Source organism: Streptomyces sp. NPDC001750 (genome assembly GCF_042892615.1).
Lineage (GTDB): Bacteria > Actinomycetota > Actinomycetes > Streptomycetales > Streptomycetaceae > Streptomyces.
Window position 1 is genome coordinate 80,776 of the sequence record NZ_JBIAUE010000025.1, and the last position, 15,569, is coordinate 96,344.

Here is a 15,569-nt window from a genome sequence, read left to right on the forward strand (position 1 = left end):
GATCACGCGGCGGTATGGCGTTCGGCGCGGACGAGCTGCGTGTGCTCCGACGCGCGCTCGCCGTCGCCCTGCACCCCGCCCCCCTGCCCGAAGAGGATGTCCAGGACTGCCTGCGGCTGGCGGGCGCGGTCGACGAGGCGGTGGGCGAGGCGGGACGGCTGCGCGCGTTCCTCCTCGCCGACCTCGCCCGCTACCGCGACGCCCTCCCCGGCTCCGCCAGCGGTTACCTGGAACTCCTCCAGGACGCCCTCGCGGGCGGGTACGACCCCTGCCCCGACGATCTCGCCGCGCTGCGCGCCCTGCGGCACCGGCCGACGGCGGCCGCGCTCCTGGAGCGCTGCCAGGTGCTCGCGGAACGGTCGGTACGGGCCCGGCTCGCCGGGCGCGCCGTGCCCGCGGCGGCCCCCGCGCCCCGCAGTCGTCTCCTCGCCCTGCCCGGCGGCCGGACCGGCGACGCCGAGCCCGAACGGCCCAGGACCCCGGAGAAGCCGCCCCGGCCCGCCCCGCCGTCCGAGCGTCCGGCGGCACCCAAGCCCTCCGAGGTGTTCCCGCCGCGCCGCCGCCCGGCCCCGCCGTCGCCGCCGAGGCAGCGAGCCGTCGGGTAGTCGCCCCATGCGGGACCGGACGGCCGTCCCGCCACCCGGAGGGTGCGCGTGGACGTCCGCACCGGCCTCGCTACTCTGGAAGCCATGGACTACGTATCGGCGCTCGTGCCCCCCGTGGTGATGGCAGTCTTCTTCATCGGCATCGTCGTGACGATCATCAAGAGCCAGGGCGGCCCCAATAAGGCCAAGGAGGACGCGGTCGTGGACGCGGCGATGAGCCGCTCCGATTCGGTCCAGCAGGTCCGGAGCGGCGGCGCCTGAGCGCTCCCGGTCCGGTACTCCGTACCCGGCACACTCCCGCGTCCGGCGGCACGCCTTCGGCGGTATGCGAAAGGGCGCACGGCTCGTCATGGCCGTGCGCCCTTTCGCGTCGCATGAATAACCGTGCATTTCGGACAATTGGCACTAAAATGCCATTGTGCCCCGCCCATTGGGAGAACTGGAAGACGCCGTGATGACACGGGTCTGGCAGTGGAACCGTCCGGTCACCGTGCGAGAAGTCCTGGAGGACCTCCAACGGGAACGCTCCATCGCCTACACCACCGTCATGACGGTAATGGACAATCTCCATCAGAAGGGCTGGGTGCGCAGGGAAGTCGACGGCCGCGCATATCGATATACGGCGGTCTCCACCCGCGCCGCCTACTCGGCCGCACTGATGAACGAAGCATGGTCGCGCAGCGACAACCCGGCGGCCGCACTTGTCGCCTTCTTCGGCATGATGTCGGCCGAACAGCGCGAGGCGCTCCGGGACGCCATGCGGATTGTTCGCCCGGGTCTGCCGGACACCCCGCCGCCCCCGGAGCGCGAAGTGCCGGACGAGCGGGCCGAAATCCCGTCCGAAGTTCCGGTACGGCCTCCGCCGGGCGAGCCGGCGGGCGAACCGACGGGTGGACCGGCGAACGCACCCGCGGGTGGGGACGAGAGCCGGGCGGCCGGGGAACCGGCCGCGGACCGGCCCGCGCGACAGCCCGCCGACCGGGCCGTACGACGAGCCGGAGACCGGGCCGGACAACAGGGCGGACAACAGCCCGCAGAGGGGTCCGAAGTTCCGGCCGATGACGCCGGGCCCGCCTCCGGGCGATAGCGTCGGGGTATGTCCTCAGAGCTTCCGCATAGCGATTTCCGTACCGCACCGTCGGTTATAAAGACGGCCGTCACCGTCCGGCGTGCCAGGACCAGTGATGTGCCATCGGTCCGCCGTCTCCTCGACGGGTACGTACGTGAAGGCATCCTGCTCGACAAAGCGACGGTGACGCTTTACGAGGACATCCAGGAGTTCTGGATCGCGGAACGCGACGAGGACGCTCGTGTCATCGGATGCGGCGCACTGCACGTGATGTGGGAAGACCTGGCCGAAGTGCGTACTCTCGCGGTCGATCACGGCATCAGGGGCGCCGGAGTCGGGCATCAAGTACTGGACAAGTTGTTGCAGACCGCCCGTTGGCTGGGCGTACGCAGGGTTTTCTGTCTGACCTTCGAAGTCGACTTCTTCGCGAAGCACGGCTTCGTCGAGATCGGGGAGACGCCGGTCGACGGAGATGTCTACAGCGAGCTGCTGCGTTCCTATGACGAGGGTGTCGCGGAGTTCCTGGGTCTCGAACGAGTGAAGCCGAACACCTTGGGCAACAGCCGGATGCTTCTGCACCTGTGACGGTCACAAGAAGCCGTGGCCCTATGTCCGAATCGCGCATGTTTCCCGGCTTCTCGCGATCCTGAACCTCTGCCGAGGGTTTGTGTTTTCCGGAGAAAAGCGGTTTCCTTTCCGCGTACTGCATTTTCGATGAAAGGAAATCCGGTGGCACAGAAGGTTCAGGTCCTTCTTGTCGATGACCTCGACGGCGGCGAGGCGGACGAGACGGTCACGTTCGCTCTCGACGGCAAGACGTACGAGATCGACCTCACCACGAGCAACGCGGACAAGCTCCGCGGCCTTCTCGAGCCGTACACCAAGAGTGGCCGGCGCACGGGCGGTCGGGCGACGTCCGGTCGTGGCAGGGGTCGCGCCGTAGCCGGCGGCAACAAGGACACCGCGGAGATCCGCAAGTGGGCGCGCGAGAACGGTCACAACGTGAACGACCGCGGCCGCGTCCCCGCCGAGATCCGTGAGGCTTACGAGAAGGCCAACAGCTGAGCTGTCGACCCATCGGTCGACCGCCCCGCTCGGGCACGCATCAACCTGGCCCGGTGGCACTCGGTTGCCACCGCGTCCACGAGCCGCACGAGATCGGGAGCATCCCCACCCCTGCTCCCGAGGCCCGCGAGGTCCGGGAGCCCCGGCCCTCCTTCGCGCGGCAGTCCGGGGGGCCGCAACCACACCGCGGCCCCTGGCCGGTCCGCCGCCCCACCGGGCGGTGCCGGCGCCTCGATCCGACCGCCCCTGCCGACGGCGGTCAGCGAGAGGGTGACCCCGCCCCACTCCAGCCAGTCGAGCAGCCCGGGCAGCTCCTCCGCGCTCCCCGCCGCCACCAGCAGGCTCGTCCGGGAGTCGGTCGACGCCACCGGCCCGGTGCGGCCCACCCGCCGGAGCACCGCGCGCCCCACGACAGCGGGCACTTCGAGGACATCGAAGAGGAGACCGGTCGGCAGCCGCACCGGCGCGACGCCCTCGGTCGTCCAGCCGAGCTCGCGCTCGTACCACCGCGCCCAGCGCGCGCCCTCGTCGTGCCCTTCCCCTCCGCCGTCGCGGGACGGCGGGGAAGGCGGGGAGGTGTTGGCCATGCCGGAGGAACGTCCGGCAGCCCTCCGGAGTTACGCGCTGTTCGCGGCCTGTTGCGCAGTGTGTCGGAAATGGGGGTGTCGGACGGGTCAGGCGGCGCAAAGATGTTCGCCCGTAGCGGAGGGAACCGCCGCGCGTCGCATGGACTGTCTGTAATTGCGGGTATGACATCCCTGGTGGGGAGGGGCGACACGCGGGCCCGGACATCTCCCGTTCGCCAACGGCGTACTGGCGAAAGGCGTATCTGTCTGGCCTGCGGGAACATCGTCTCGCACCATCGGGTTGGAGCAGATGTCGGCGTTCGGGCGACGGGGAGGCGGCAACTCCGTCCTCGCGGGAGCGGGGGCGATCCGGCCGGTGTCGGCAGTTGGAATGAGCGGTCCCCGCTTGCGGGACTAAGCTGCGGAAGGACAGGGAGGGGACCGACCCCTTACTGCCTGACCGCTCTGAGGAGCGATTAACGATGTTCGAGAGGTTCACCGACCGCGCGCGGCGGGTTGTCGTCCTGGCTCAGGAAGAAGCCCGGATGCTCAACCACAACTACATCGGCACCGAGCACATTCTCCTGGGCCTGATCCACGAGGGTGAGGGTGTCGCCGCTAAGGCCCTGGAGAGCCTCGGGATCTCGCTCGAGGCGGTCCGCCAGCAGGTGGAGGAGATCATCGGCCAGGGCCAGCAGGCCCCGTCCGGGCACATCCCCTTCACGCCCCGGGCCAAGAAGGTCCTGGAGCTGTCGCTCCGCGAGGCCCTCCAGCTCGGCCACAACTACATCGGCACCGAGCACATCCTGCTCGGTCTGATCCGCGAGGGCGAGGGCGTCGCCGCCCAGGTCCTCGTGAAGCTCGGAGCCGACCTGAACCGGGTGCGGCAGCAGGTCATCCAGCTGCTCTCCGGTTACTCCGGCAGCAAGGAGGCGGCCACCGCGGGCGGACCCGCGGAAGGCACCCCTTCCACGTCCCTGGTGCTCGACCAGTTCGGCCGGAATCTCACCCAGGCCGCCCGGGAGTCCAAGCTCGACCCGGTCATCGGGCGCGAGAAGGAGATCGAGCGGGTCATGCAGGTGCTGTCCCGCCGCACCAAGAACAACCCCGTGCTCATCGGCGAGCCCGGCGTCGGCAAGACGGCGGTCGTCGAGGGACTGGCGCAGGCCATCGTCAAGGGCGAGGTGCCCGAAACCCTCAAGGACAAGCACCTCTACACCCTGGACCTCGGCGCCCTGGTCGCCGGCTCCCGCTACCGCGGTGACTTCGAGGAGCGCCTGAAGAAGGTCCTCAAGGAGATCCGCACCCGCGGCGACATCATCCTGTTCATCGACGAGCTCCACACCCTGGTGGGTGCGGGTGCCGCCGAGGGCGCGATCGACGCCGCCAGCATCCTCAAGCCGATGCTGGCCCGCGGCGAGCTGCAGACCATCGGTGCCACGACGCTGGACGAGTACCGCAAGCACCTGGAGAAGGACGCCGCGCTGGAGCGCCGCTTCCAGCCCATCCAGGTCGCCGAGCCGTCGCTGCCGCACGCGATCGAGATCCTCAAGGGTCTGCGCGACCGCTACGAGGCCCATCATCGCGTCTCCATCACGGACGAGGCACTGGTCCAGGCCGCGACCCTGGCCGACCGGTACATCTCGGACCGCTTCCTGCCGGACAAGGCGATCGACCTGATCGACGAGGCCGGTTCCCGGATGCGCATCCGCCGGATGACCGCGCCGCCGGACCTCCGCGAGTTCGACGAGAAGATCGCGGGCGTCCGCCGCGACAAGGAGTCCGCGATCGACTCGCAGGACTTCGAGAAGGCCGCGTCCCTGCGCGACAAGGAGAAGCAGCTCCTCGCCGCGAAGAACAAGCGCGAGAAGGAATGGAAGGCCGGCGACATGGACGTCGTGGCCGAGGTCGACGGCGAGCTGATCGCCGAGGTCCTGGCCACCGCGACCGGCATTCCCGTCTTCAAGCTGACGGAGGAGGAGTCCTCGCGCCTGCTGCGCATGGAGGACGAGCTCCACAAGCGCGTCATCGGTCAGAAGGACGCCATCAAGGCCCTTTCGCAGGCGATCCGCCGTACGCGAGCCGGTCTGAAGGACCCGAAGCGTCCCGGTGGTTCGTTCATCTTCGCCGGCCCGTCCGGTGTCGGTAAGACCGAGCTCTCCAAGACGCTCGCCGAATTCCTCTTCGGCGACGAGGACGCGCTGATCGCTCTCGACATGTCGGAGTTCAGCGAGAAGCACACGGTTTCCCGCCTCTTCGGTTCTCCCCCCGGTTACGTGGGTTACGAAGAGGGTGGCCAGCTCACCGAGAAGGTGCGCCGCAAGCCGTTCTCCGTCGTTCTCTTCGACGAGGTCGAGAAGGCCCACCCCGATATCTTCAATTCCCTGCTCCAGATTCTGGAGGACGGTCGTCTGACCGACTCCCAGGGTCGGGTCGTGGACTTCAAGAACACGGTCATCATCATGACGACCAACCTCGGGACCCGGGACATCTCCAAGGGCTTCAACCTGGGATTCGCCGCCCAGGGCGACGTCAAGACCGGCTACGAGCGGATGAAGAACAAGGTCAACGAAGAGCTCAAGCAGCACTTCCGCCCCGAGTTCCTCAACCGTGTCGACGACACGGTCGTCTTCCACCAGCTCAGCGAGGAAGACATCATCCAGATCGTCGACCTGATGATCGCCAAGGTGGACGAGCGCCTGAAGGACCGCGACATGGGCATCGAGCTGAGCTCGGAGGCCAAGTCGCTCCTGGCGAAGAAGGGCTACGACCCCGTGATGGGCGCCCGGCCGCTGCGCCGGACGATCCAGCGCGAGATCGAGGACGTCCTCTCCGAGAAGATCCTCTTCGGCGAGCTGCGCCCCGGCCACATCGTGGTCGTCGGCACCGAGGGCGAGGGCGAGGAGAAGAAGTTCACCTTCCGCGGCGAGGAGAAGTCGGCGCTGCCCGACGTTCCGCCGATCGAGCAGGCGGCGGGCGGCGCGGGTCCGAACCTGTCGAAGGACGCGTGACCGGACGCGTGAGAACGCCGTGAAGGCGCGATCGGACGACTGAACGACCGAAGGGGCTGCCCCGGACCGTTTCCAACGGTCCGGGGCAGCCCCTTTTCCATGTCTTCGGTCGGGTGTCTCCGTGCGTCCGGTCCGGCGTCGCGCGCATCGGTGGGGTGTCGCGTGCGGCGGTCGGACGCGGGGCCGGAGGCCCCGGATCGGACGTCTTACGGGTCTGTCGGCGGTGACAAGGCACACAGCCGTTTCGGGACTACTACGGCCGCTAGGAGAGAACGCCGTGGTCGCGGCGGCGGCGTGCGCCCCCGCGCGGGAGGGGTGTGGGAAACCGGCGCGAAAAAAGCAGGGATCAGTATGTTTAGTCCGTTTATGGAGGGTTTGAGCTGCGGCGGGATCCACTCCGAGTGGAGGTGTCGACGGGGCGGGATTCGACGGTGAGCGGGGTGGATTCCGGGGCCCTCGCGAGCTCTCGGCTACGGCTTTTGTTCGTAGATGGGGGGTTTGAGCACCGGCAAGGGTGCGGGTTACCAAGGAACGGCCAGCCCGGCCGAAAGCGTCGGGTCCCGTCATCCCCGGAGGATTTCCGCATATGTCGAAGCGCGTTCCGTTCCAGCACTCCCGCCGCCCGTCCCTGTCCCGTGTCCGTGGCGCCGTGGTGGCAGCCGGGCTGGGAACGACGATGGCGCTCGGTGCGAGTGCTGCGTTCGCGGCCGGCACGATGGGCTCCCCCGAAGTCGCGAACCTGATCGACGGCACCGCCGCCCACTCGGTCGCCAAGCAGGCGGCCGTGCAGGGCAAGGCGGCCAAGGCCGCCGAGGCCGAGCGCGTGGCGGTCGTCGAGGCGGCCGCGAAGAAGGCGGCCTCCTGGGAGAAGCCGGTGAGCCATTACGAGCTGAGCGCGAGCTTCGGCAACGACGGCAGCCGCTGGGCCCACAAGCACTCCGGCCAGGACTTCGCCGTTCCGGTCGGCACGAAGGTCACGGCCGCGCACAGCGGCGTCGTCGTGAAGGCCGGCCCGAACGGCGGCGGCGACGGCCCCGCGTACGGCAACGCCGTCGTGATCAAGCACGGCAACGGTACGTACTCGCAGTACGCGCACCTCTCGCAGATCGACGTGTACGCCGGCCAGAAGGTGACGACCGGCGAGCGGATCGCGCTCTCCGGCAACACCGGCAACTCCAGCGGCCCGCACCTGCACTTCGAGATCCGCCACACCGCCGACTACGGCTCCGCGGTCAACCCGGTCTCGTTCCTGCACCAGAAGGGCGTCGGGGTCTGACCCGACCTCCGTCGGGCCCGCAACCGGGCCTCACGGGTCACGCGTCCGGGCCTCATGAGGTCGCGAATCCGGACACGTGGCGGATACACCTCGCGCGGCGGGCTCCCGGGGCACATGCCTTGGGAGCCCGCCGCGTCGTGGTCCGGCCGCGTCGTGGTCCGGTCTCAGGCGCCGGACCGGGATCTGCCCGCCGTACCGCTCCCCGCCGCGTCGTCGTCCGCCGCGCGCTGCTCGGACAGGCGCAGGACCGGGAAGCTGCCGGTGTTCGTCGGCGCGTGCTCGGGCAGCCACAGGACGGCGATCGCCCCGCCCGTCACCCCCGCCGCCCCCTCCGGGGCGGCGTTGCGGAAGGTCAGCCGGGCCCCGAGGACCCTCGCCTGACCCGCCGCGATGGTCAGGCCGAGACCGTGTCCGTGTCCTGCCCGGTCGCTGCTTCCGGTACGGAACCGGCTCGGGCCCTCGCGCAGCAGGGCCGCGGGGAACCCGGGGCCGTGGTCACGGATCCGTACCACTCGGCCCTCGACCGTGACCTCCACCGGCGTGGCACCGTGCTTCGCGGCGTTCCCCAGCAGATTGCCGAGGATGCGTTCCAGGCGGCGTGGATCGGTGCTCACCCATGACTCGTGGACGACCCGCACCCGTACGTCCGGGTCCAGCAGCGCGATACGTCGGCTGACGAACTCGCCCAGCGCGATCTCCTGGAGCTCGGCCCGCTCCGAGGCGCTGTCCAGCCGGGCCACCTCCAGCACGTCCTCGACCAGGGTGCGCAGCGCCTGCGCCCGGTCCCGTACCAGCTCGGTGGGGCGGCCGGGCGGCAGCAGCTCGGCCGCCGTCAGCAGACCGGTCACCGGCGTCCGCAGTTCGTGCGCGATGTCCGCGGTGACCCGGCGTTCCGCCTCGATCCGCTCGTTCAACGCGTCGGTCAGCGCGTCCACCGCGCGGGCCAGCTCGTCGGTCTCGTCCAGGACGACTCCGCCGACGGCCTCCCGCACCCGTACGTCCGTGTTGCCCTGGGCGACCGTGCCCGCCGCCGCGGCGGCCTTGCGCAGCCGACGCGACAGCTGCCCGCCGATCAGCACGCCCAGCGCACAGCTGCCGAGCACCACCGACACCGAGCCGATGATCAGTGCCCGGTCGAGATCACCCATGATCTTGGCGCTGCGGCCGGTGAAACGGGTGTGCAGCGAGAGCACGTCGTCTTGGCCGACCGGGACCGCCGCCCACACGTCGGGCACCCCGTTTTGCAGTATCTCGACATGCGTGGCCCGGCGGTTCTTCCTGACCTCCGCGCGCAGGCTGCCCGGCATCAGCGGGTCGTTGAGCTTGGCGCCGAAACGGGTGTCGGCCTTGTGCGTCTTCTTCGCCTCGTACAGCAGCTGCGCGTACGTCAGCCGTGTCAGCTGCACCTCGCGCGCGTTCTCCAGCATCGAGACCCGGGCGGCGTTGTGGACGACGAAGCTGAGCGCCACCGCGGTCAGCGCGCCGACCGCGGCGATCGCGATGCTGATCTTCCAGCGGACGCTCGTCCGCAGCGCCGGCCGCCTCATGGCCTGAGTTTGTAGCCGAACCCGCGGACCGTCTCGATCCGGTCCTGGCCGATCTTGGTGCGCAGCCGCTGCACATGGACGTCCACGACCCGGGTGTCCCCGCCCCAGCCGTAGTCCCAGACGCGCTCCAGGAGCTTGTCGCGGGAGAGCACCGTGCCGGGCGCGGCGGAGAACTCCAGCAGCAGCCGCATCTCGGTCGGGGTCAGCGCCACCGGCTCGCCGCCCCGGAGGACCTCCATGCCCTCGGTGTCGACCTCCAGGTCGCCGAAGACATGCACCCCGCCGACGGGCGGGGACTCCGGTTCGCCGCCGCCCGGCTGCCCGCCCGAGGCGTGGCCGAAGCGTCGCAGCACGGCACGGATCCGGGCGACCAGGACCGCCCCGTCGAAGGGTTTGGTGACGTAGTCGTCGGCCCCGGCCTCCAGACCGAGCACCACGTCGATCGAGTCCGCGCGGGCCGACAGCATGATCACGGGGACCGTCGACTCGTCGCGGATGCGGCGGCAGAGGCTGACGCCGTCCAGGCCCGGCACCATCACGTCGAGCAGCGCGATGTCGGGGCGGTCGGCCCGGAACGCGTCGAGGCCCGACAGGCCGTCGGGCATCGCGGTGACCGTGAAGCCGTCACGCTCCAGCGCGAGCTGGGTGGCCTCGCGGATGACGTCGTCGTCCTCGACGAACAGGACGTGGGTCTCGGCCATCGAAACTGCTCTCAGTTCCCCGCCGGCTCGGCGGATTCCGGAAGTCCGGCCGTTCCGCTGCCGACGGCTCGGTTGAAGTCGTTGTGCACGCGGTCGTGCTCGTCGAACCGGTCGCCCGCCCAGCGGTAGGTGATCACATCCTCGCCCGAGGGGTACGCGACCGCGTCCTTCTTCCCGTACACCTGGGCCGTCACCACCAGATCGCCGCGGTCGATAGTGCCGTACACGGCGGGCTGCTCCATCGCGAACACGTTCCGGTAGAGGCCGCCGGACTCCCTGCGGTACACGTACGTGCCGACGCCCACCGAATCGGCGCAGGTCATCACGTTCACCACGACATCGGTGGAGGATCCGCCGGTCAGCGTTCCGTACGAGGTGTCCACCGGGTACTCGGAGCCTGCGCAGGGCTTCAGATCGGCCCTGACCCGCTCGCTGACCTTGGGGTCCTTTTTGATCAGCGTCACGGGGTCCACCCGGTAGGTGGGCTTCGCCGTGGACGCGCCGGGGCTCGGTGTGACCTGGGCGACCGGCTGGGTGCCCGCCGGGCCCTCGTCCCGGGTTCCGGCGCCGCCGCTGGAGCAGCCGGCCGCGAGCAGGGCGAGAGCGGTGAACCCGACCAGGGTCGTGGCGCCCGCCGTCCAGCCGATCCCGGCGGTCCTCCCGGTCCCCGCCGCGCGACTGCCTGGGGAACGGCCGCGGCGGCGGTCACCGCCACCGCGGTTTCCGCCGTCGTCACCGGCTGTCAGGCCGCGCACCGCTCCCGCCCCCGTTCGTCCATACGCCTGCCCGTCCGCTCCCGTACCCGGGTGCGCACCGCGGCACCGGGGACCGGACCGCGGTCGGCCGTCGGCGTCGGCCGCTCCTCGGCGAGCAGGGCCTCCCTGCTCGCCGCCTCGCGGCTCTCCAGCTCCTGGCGCAGGCGTGCCAGCGCACGGTGCAGCGTGCTCTTCACCGTACCGGCCGACATGCCGAGTGCGGCAGCCGTCTCCTCGGTACTCATCTGCTCCCAGTGTCGCAGTACGACGACGCTGCGCTGCTTGGGAGCCAGGACGCCCAGCACGTCCATCAGCAGGGCGCGGTCGGCCCGCTGCTCGGTTCCGTCCTCGACGCTCGCGTCGGGCAGCTGTTCGGTGGGAACCTCGTCCAGCTTGCGGGCCCGCCACCACTCGGTACGGGTATTGATCATGACCCGGCGCAGGTAGGCGTCGGCGAGGGACTTGTCGGCGATGCCGTCCCAGCGGCCGAACGTACGGGCCAGGGCGGTCTGCAGCAGGTCCTGCGCGTCCACCGGGTCGGGGACCAGCCGGCGTGCGCTGCGCAGCAGTGCGTCCTGCCGGGTGCGCACGTACTCCTCGAACCCGAGTACCTCGCCCTGTGCCATTCCAACCGCCTCCGTCCCCGTGGAGCCCCGTTCGACCGCCGTCGCCCATCGATCGGTCGGGGCGACGTCGACGACGTTACGGAGCCGTTGTCACGAGGTTGTGCGGAGCAGCCATAGGCCGACGCACGGCTGTCCATCGGTTGTGTAACAGCGGGACCTGCGAGGGCGGGGCGGGGGCTCAGCTCAGCGGCAGCCGGTAGAGGCCGCCGGCCAGCGGTTCGACCAGGCCGTCCGAGACCAGGCCGTCCAGGGCACGGGCGCGTTGCACCGGTTCGTCCCAGACCGCGTCCAGCGCCGACTGCGGCACCGGTGTCACGGCCTCGCGCAGCACGGCCAGCAGCCGTCCGCGCACCTGCCGGTCCGTCCCGGCGTACGTCTGACCGCGGCGCGGGGGCCCCTGGTGCGCGGGCTTCCCGGCCAGCCGCCAGGCGCACTGCGAGGCGATCGGGCAGCGCGTGCAGTCCTCGTTCTTGGCGGTGCAGACGAGGGCGCCGAGTTCCATCGTCGCGGCTGCCCAGCGGGCGGCGCGCTCGTCCTCCTCGGGGAGCAGCGCGCGGGCCAGCTTGCGCTCGGCGGCGGTGGTCGCGTTCGGCGGGTACTGGATGCCGGTCGCGGCCCGGGCGAACACCCGGCGGACATTCGTGTCGAGTACTGCGTGACGCTGTCCGTACGCGAACGAGGCCACGGCCGCCGCGGTGTACTCGCCGATGCCGGGCAGCGCGAGCAGCTGGGCGTGCTCGCTCGGTACGTCGCCGCCGTGCCGTTCCGTTATGGCCTGGGCGGCGCCGTGCAGGCGCAGGGCCCGGCGCGGGTAGCCGAGTCGGCCCCAGGCGCGGACCGCCTCGCCGGGCGGCTCGGCGGCCAGGTCGGCCGGGCGCGGCCAGCGGGTCATCCACTGCTCGTACACGGGGAGGACCCGGTTCACGGGGGTCTGCTGCAGCATGAACTCGCTCACCATCACACCCCAGGCGCCCGCTTCGGGACGGCGCCAGGGCAGATCGCGGGCGTGCTGTTCGAACCACCCGATGACGGGAGTGTGGAGGGAGGCGGGGGACGTCTGTGTCGCAGTCATGGCAGTCATCGCACGGACGATCCTGGCACGGAAGAACGGACGATGGTTCCGCGCACGGTGGTGTCGCTCCTCCTGGGGGCCCTTGGGGTGATAATGCCACCCGTCTTGTCCCTCCGGTGTCCGGCAACCGGCCCAAAGGGGTGCTGGGGAGGGCCCGGCACCCGGGCCCGCCCCGGCGTCCTCGTCGGGGAGGGCCGGCTGAGTCGTCCCGGTCGGTCCGGCGTCCCGGCCCTCCCCGCGACCGGTCCGTCCGGGTCGTCAGCGTCGCCCGGCGCGCCGCCGCCCCCGGCCGCTGCGCGGCAGGGCGCCCGTGCCCGGACCGGAGACCAGGGAGGCCATCGGTGCCCCGCTGCCCCGCACGGTCAGGGCGAGCGACTGCGTCGGGCGGCGCAGCAGGAGGATCACCGCCGCCGACACCAGCGCGCCCATGACCAGCCCGACCGCCACGTCGTGCGGATAGTGCACCCCGACGAAGACCCGGGAGAAGGCCATCAGCAGGGCCATCGGCACGGTGAGCCAGGCCAGCAGGGGCCGGCACATCGCCACGGCGACGGCCGCGGCACCCGCGATCGCGGAGTGGTTGCTGGGGAACGACCAGTCGCCCACCGGCGGACACGGCACCAATGAGGCCGCCGCTCCGGCCACCGCGCGGCACGGGCGTTCCTCGGTCACCACCGACTTCAGCGCCTCGCTGGCCACGTAGCCGAACGCCGTCGCGACGGGCGCGAGCACCGCCAGCGCGAGGGCGCGCTCGTCGGCGCGGCGGGCCCGCCACCACCCGGTGATGAAGAGGACGCCGAAGACCAGGAGACCGAACTCCGTCCATGCCTCGGCCAGATGTTGCACCCATGACGGCATGTCATGAGCGAAGTCGGTGACGTCCCGGTAGAGCGGGGCAGTGGCTGAACTATCCATGTGACAGAGGGTAGTCAACCGAACGGAGTGGTCTGCCCGGTGCTCCCTGGACGGGGAACGAGGGCGGGGAGGAAGGGGACGAAGGGCATGGAGGAAGAGGGCGAGGAGAGGGGCGAGAAGGGGGCGAGAAGGGGACGAGAAGGGGACGAACCGAGATGATGATCCGTAAAACTTCGTGGTCCGGCGGCGGGTGGGGCGGGAGTTGGTCCGGATCTCTCGTACAGTTTGCGGCGTGGGATCTTTGCGTAATCCGATCGGGCCGCTTCCCTCCTCCATCTACTGGCGCCGGAGGGCCGTGGCGCTGGCGCTCGTCGCGCTGCTCGTCCTGCTGATCGTATGGGCCGTCACCTCCAACGGCAGCAAGGGGAACACGGACGACTCGCGGTCCGGCGGGTCGTCTCCCGTCCGGTCGATCACCCCGGGGCCCACCCCGTCGGGCCCGGCGATCACCCAACGGCCGGGCGGACGCGACGAGTCGGACGACTCGGACGGCGGCGGTACCGGCACGGGCTCCCAGGGCGGCGCGGGCGGTGCCGACACCGGCGGTACGGGTGCCGGCAGTGGTCCGGGCGCCGGGACCGAGGGCGTCGGGGGCGACAGTGGCGCGACGGCCGCCCAGCAGCTTCCCGCGAACTCCCCGCTCCCCGCCTGCACGCCGGGCGCACTCCAGTTGAGCCTGAACACCGAGATCAGCTACGCCCCCGACGAGAAGCCGAAGTTCCGGCTGGTCGCCAGGAACACCTCGTCCGCCGACTGCAAGGCCGACTTCGGACCGAAGAACACAGTGCTCACCATCACCGAGGCGGGGGGCGACGACAGTCAGGTGTGGTCCTCCAAGGACTGCCCGCGAGCCTCGGGAAGCGTGCTGCTGAGGATCCCGGCGGGCGCGACCGTCGTCCACACCGTGGAGTGGGACCGCAAGGAGAGCGACGCGCACTGCGCGACGAAGCCCGCGCGCTCCGCGCACCCCGGTACGTACCTGGTCGAGGCGAAGGCGCCGGGCGAGCCGGTGCAGCGGGCCTCGTTCGTTCTCGCGAAGGACTGAGCGGGCCAACGAGGCGCTGAGGCGCGGCCGGATCGCTCTCGGCCGCGCCGGGCACCTCCGGTTGTGCGCACCGGATCGCTCTCCCGGGTGCCGGACCGCTCCGGACCACGTCGGCCGCTCTGCCGCCCACCGGGCCGCTCCCGGTCGCGCCGGACCCTTCTCGGGCGTACCGTTCTCAGACGTACCGTTCGAGGATCGACGACTCGGCCAGCCGTGAAAGCCCCTCGCGCACGCTGCGCGCCCGGGCCTCGCCGACCCCGTCGACCGTCTGGAGGTCGTCCACACTGGCGGCGAGCAGCTTCTGCAGGCCGCCGAAGTGCTCCACCAGCCGGTCGATGATCGCGCCGGGCAGCCGCGGCACCTTCGCCAGCAGCCGGAATCCGCGCGGCGATACCGCGGAGTCGAGCGTCTCCGGAGAACCGCTGTAGCCCAGCGCCCGTGCCACCACGGGAAGTTCGAGCAGTTCGGTGTGGGTGAGCCCGTCGAGCTCGGTCAGCGCCTCGGTGACCGTACGGGACCGCTTCGCGGTCGGCTCCGGCACGTAGTCGCGCACGACCAGCTCGCGCTCCGGCTCCACGCCCGCGATCAACTCGTCGAGCTGGAGCGAGAGGAGCCGGCCGTCGGTGCCCAGCTCCACCACGTACTCCGCGATCTCGGCGGCGATCAGGCGGACCATCTCCAGCCGCTGCGCCACGGCCGCCACGTCCCGGACCGTCACCAGGTCCTCGATCTCCAGCGCCGACAGCGTGCCCGCGACCTCGTCGAGGCGGAGCTTGTACCGCTCCAGGGTGGCGAGCGCCTGGTTGGCCCGGGAGAGGATCGCGGCGGACTCCTCCAGGACCCGGCGCTCCCCGTTCACGTACAGCGCGATCAGGCGCATCGACTGAGAGACCGAGACGACCGGGAAGTTGCACTGCTTGGAGACCCGGTCGGCCGTGCGGTGGCGGGTGCCGGTCTCCTCCGTGGGAATGGAGGCGTCCGGGACCAGCTGCACGCCGGCGCGCAGGATCTTGGTCATGTCCTTGTCGAGGATGAGCGCCCCGTCGAGCTTCGCCAGCTCGCGCAGGCGCGTCGCGGTGAACTCCACGTCCAGCACGAACCCGCCGGTGCACATCGACTCGACGGTCTTGTCCATGCCGAGCACGACCAGTCCGCCGGTGTTCCCGCGGAGGATGCGTTCCAGGCCGTCGCGCAGCGCCATTCCGGGCGCGACGGCGGACAACGAGGCGCGCATCAGCGCCTCGCCACCGGTGCTTTGGCCGGACTTTCCGGGCGATGTTGCCCGGTCGCTGGCTGCCACTGCACTCCTCCGGTCG

At 70.7% G+C, this 15,569-nt stretch carries 16 protein-coding genes; 8 read left to right on the forward strand and 8 right to left on the reverse strand.

Annotated elements, in window-relative coordinates:
* The first annotated feature begins 14 nt into the window (after positions 1–14).
* The 5 genes from ACFYY6_RS30305 (at position 15) to ACFYY6_RS30325 (ending at position 2,739) form a co-directional block, all read left to right on the forward strand.
* Entirely contained in the window at positions 15–605 is a 591-nt protein-coding gene (locus ACFYY6_RS30305) for a hypothetical protein (RefSeq protein ID WP_360110764.1), read from the forward strand.
* An 84-nt stretch (positions 606–689) separates the two neighbouring features.
* Complete coding sequence (locus ACFYY6_RS30310; RefSeq protein WP_386608408.1) at positions 690–866, forward strand: hypothetical protein; 177 nt, start codon at positions 690–692, stop codon at positions 864–866.
* Positions 867–1,059: 193 nt separating this feature from the next.
* Positions 1,060–1,692: a BlaI/MecI/CopY family transcriptional regulator gene (locus ACFYY6_RS30315; protein WP_389196606.1), complete on the forward strand. Its 633-nt coding sequence runs from the start codon at positions 1,060–1,062 to the stop codon at positions 1,690–1,692.
* Between the two features lie 9 nt (positions 1,693–1,701).
* Positions 1,702–2,259 carry an amino-acid N-acetyltransferase gene (locus ACFYY6_RS30320; protein ID WP_073789637.1) on the forward strand — a complete coding sequence of 186 codons (558 nt, stop codon included), beginning with the start codon at positions 1,702–1,704 and terminating at the stop codon, positions 2,257–2,259.
* 144 nt (positions 2,260–2,403) lie between these two features.
* The gene (locus tag ACFYY6_RS30325; protein ID WP_073789639.1) at positions 2,404–2,739 is read left to right on the forward strand and encodes an Lsr2 family protein; all 336 of its coding nucleotides are present in this window, start codon (positions 2,404–2,406) and stop codon (positions 2,737–2,739) included.
* Here the strand turns inward: ACFYY6_RS30325 and ACFYY6_RS30330 are convergent.
* A complete protein-coding gene (locus ACFYY6_RS30330; RefSeq protein WP_351518852.1) occupies positions 2,718–3,326 on the reverse strand; it encodes an SCO3374 family protein in 609 nt (202 codons plus the stop codon). The genes ACFYY6_RS30325 and ACFYY6_RS30330 overlap by 22 nt on opposite strands.
* Positions 3,327–3,787: 461 nt before the next feature.
* Between ACFYY6_RS30330 and ACFYY6_RS30335 the strand changes: the two genes are divergently transcribed.
* Both ACFYY6_RS30335 and ACFYY6_RS30340 read left to right on the forward strand, forming a co-directional pair.
* Positions 3,788–6,316, forward strand: coding sequence for an ATP-dependent Clp protease ATP-binding subunit (locus ACFYY6_RS30335; protein ID WP_351518854.1), 2,529 nt, complete (start codon positions 3,788–3,790; stop codon positions 6,314–6,316).
* Between the two features lie 586 nt (positions 6,317–6,902).
* Entirely contained in the window at positions 6,903–7,592 is a 690-nt protein-coding gene (locus tag ACFYY6_RS30340) for a M23 family metallopeptidase (protein ID WP_351632560.1), read from the forward strand.
* A 164-nt stretch (positions 7,593–7,756) separates the two neighbouring features.
* On the opposite strand, the gene cseC is transcribed toward ACFYY6_RS30340, so the two are convergent.
* The 6 genes from cseC to ACFYY6_RS30370 all read right to left on the reverse strand — a co-directional run bounded on the left by cseC (position 7,757) and on the right by ACFYY6_RS30370 (position 13,208).
* Positions 7,757–9,247: a two-component system sensor histidine kinase CseC gene (cseC, locus tag ACFYY6_RS30345; protein WP_386608462.1), complete on the reverse strand. Its 1,491-nt coding sequence runs from the start codon at positions 9,245–9,247 to the stop codon at positions 7,757–7,759.
* Positions 9,136–9,840 carry a two-component system response regulator CseB gene (gene cseB, locus ACFYY6_RS30350; RefSeq protein WP_389196592.1) on the reverse strand — a complete coding sequence of 235 codons (705 nt, stop codon included), beginning with the start codon at positions 9,838–9,840 and terminating at the stop codon, positions 9,136–9,138. The genes cseC and cseB overlap by 112 nt, the downstream gene beginning before the upstream one ends.
* A gap of 11 nt (positions 9,841–9,851) precedes the next feature.
* On the reverse strand, positions 9,852–10,595 hold the full coding sequence (locus ACFYY6_RS30355; protein WP_388651392.1) for a hypothetical protein: 744 nt from the start codon (positions 10,593–10,595) through the stop codon (positions 9,852–9,854).
* Complete coding sequence (locus ACFYY6_RS30360) at positions 10,583–11,221, reverse strand: SigE family RNA polymerase sigma factor (RefSeq protein ID WP_351518858.1); 639 nt, start codon at positions 11,219–11,221, stop codon at positions 10,583–10,585. The genes ACFYY6_RS30355 and ACFYY6_RS30360 overlap by 13 nt, the downstream gene beginning before the upstream one ends.
* A gap of 178 nt (positions 11,222–11,399) precedes the next feature.
* On the reverse strand, positions 11,400–12,302 hold the full coding sequence (locus ACFYY6_RS30365) for an A/G-specific adenine glycosylase (RefSeq protein ID WP_073789652.1): 903 nt from the start codon (positions 12,300–12,302) through the stop codon (positions 11,400–11,402).
* A 249-nt stretch (positions 12,303–12,551) separates the two neighbouring features.
* The gene (locus ACFYY6_RS30370) at positions 12,552–13,208 is read right to left on the reverse strand and encodes a phosphatase PAP2 family protein (protein WP_351518859.1); all 657 of its coding nucleotides are present in this window, start codon (positions 13,206–13,208) and stop codon (positions 12,552–12,554) included.
* Positions 13,209–13,449: 241 nt separating this feature from the next.
* Between ACFYY6_RS30370 and ACFYY6_RS30375 the strand changes: the two genes are divergently transcribed.
* Positions 13,450–14,253: a hypothetical protein gene (locus tag ACFYY6_RS30375; RefSeq protein WP_351518887.1), complete on the forward strand. Its 804-nt coding sequence runs from the start codon at positions 13,450–13,452 to the stop codon at positions 14,251–14,253.
* 175 nt (positions 14,254–14,428) lie between these two features.
* Here the strand turns inward: ACFYY6_RS30375 and disA are convergent, their stop codons facing one another.
* Positions 14,429–15,553: a DNA integrity scanning diadenylate cyclase DisA gene (disA, locus tag ACFYY6_RS30380; RefSeq protein ID WP_389196594.1), complete on the reverse strand. Its 1,125-nt coding sequence runs from the start codon at positions 15,551–15,553 to the stop codon at positions 14,429–14,431.
* Positions 15,554–15,569 lie beyond the last annotated feature (16 nt).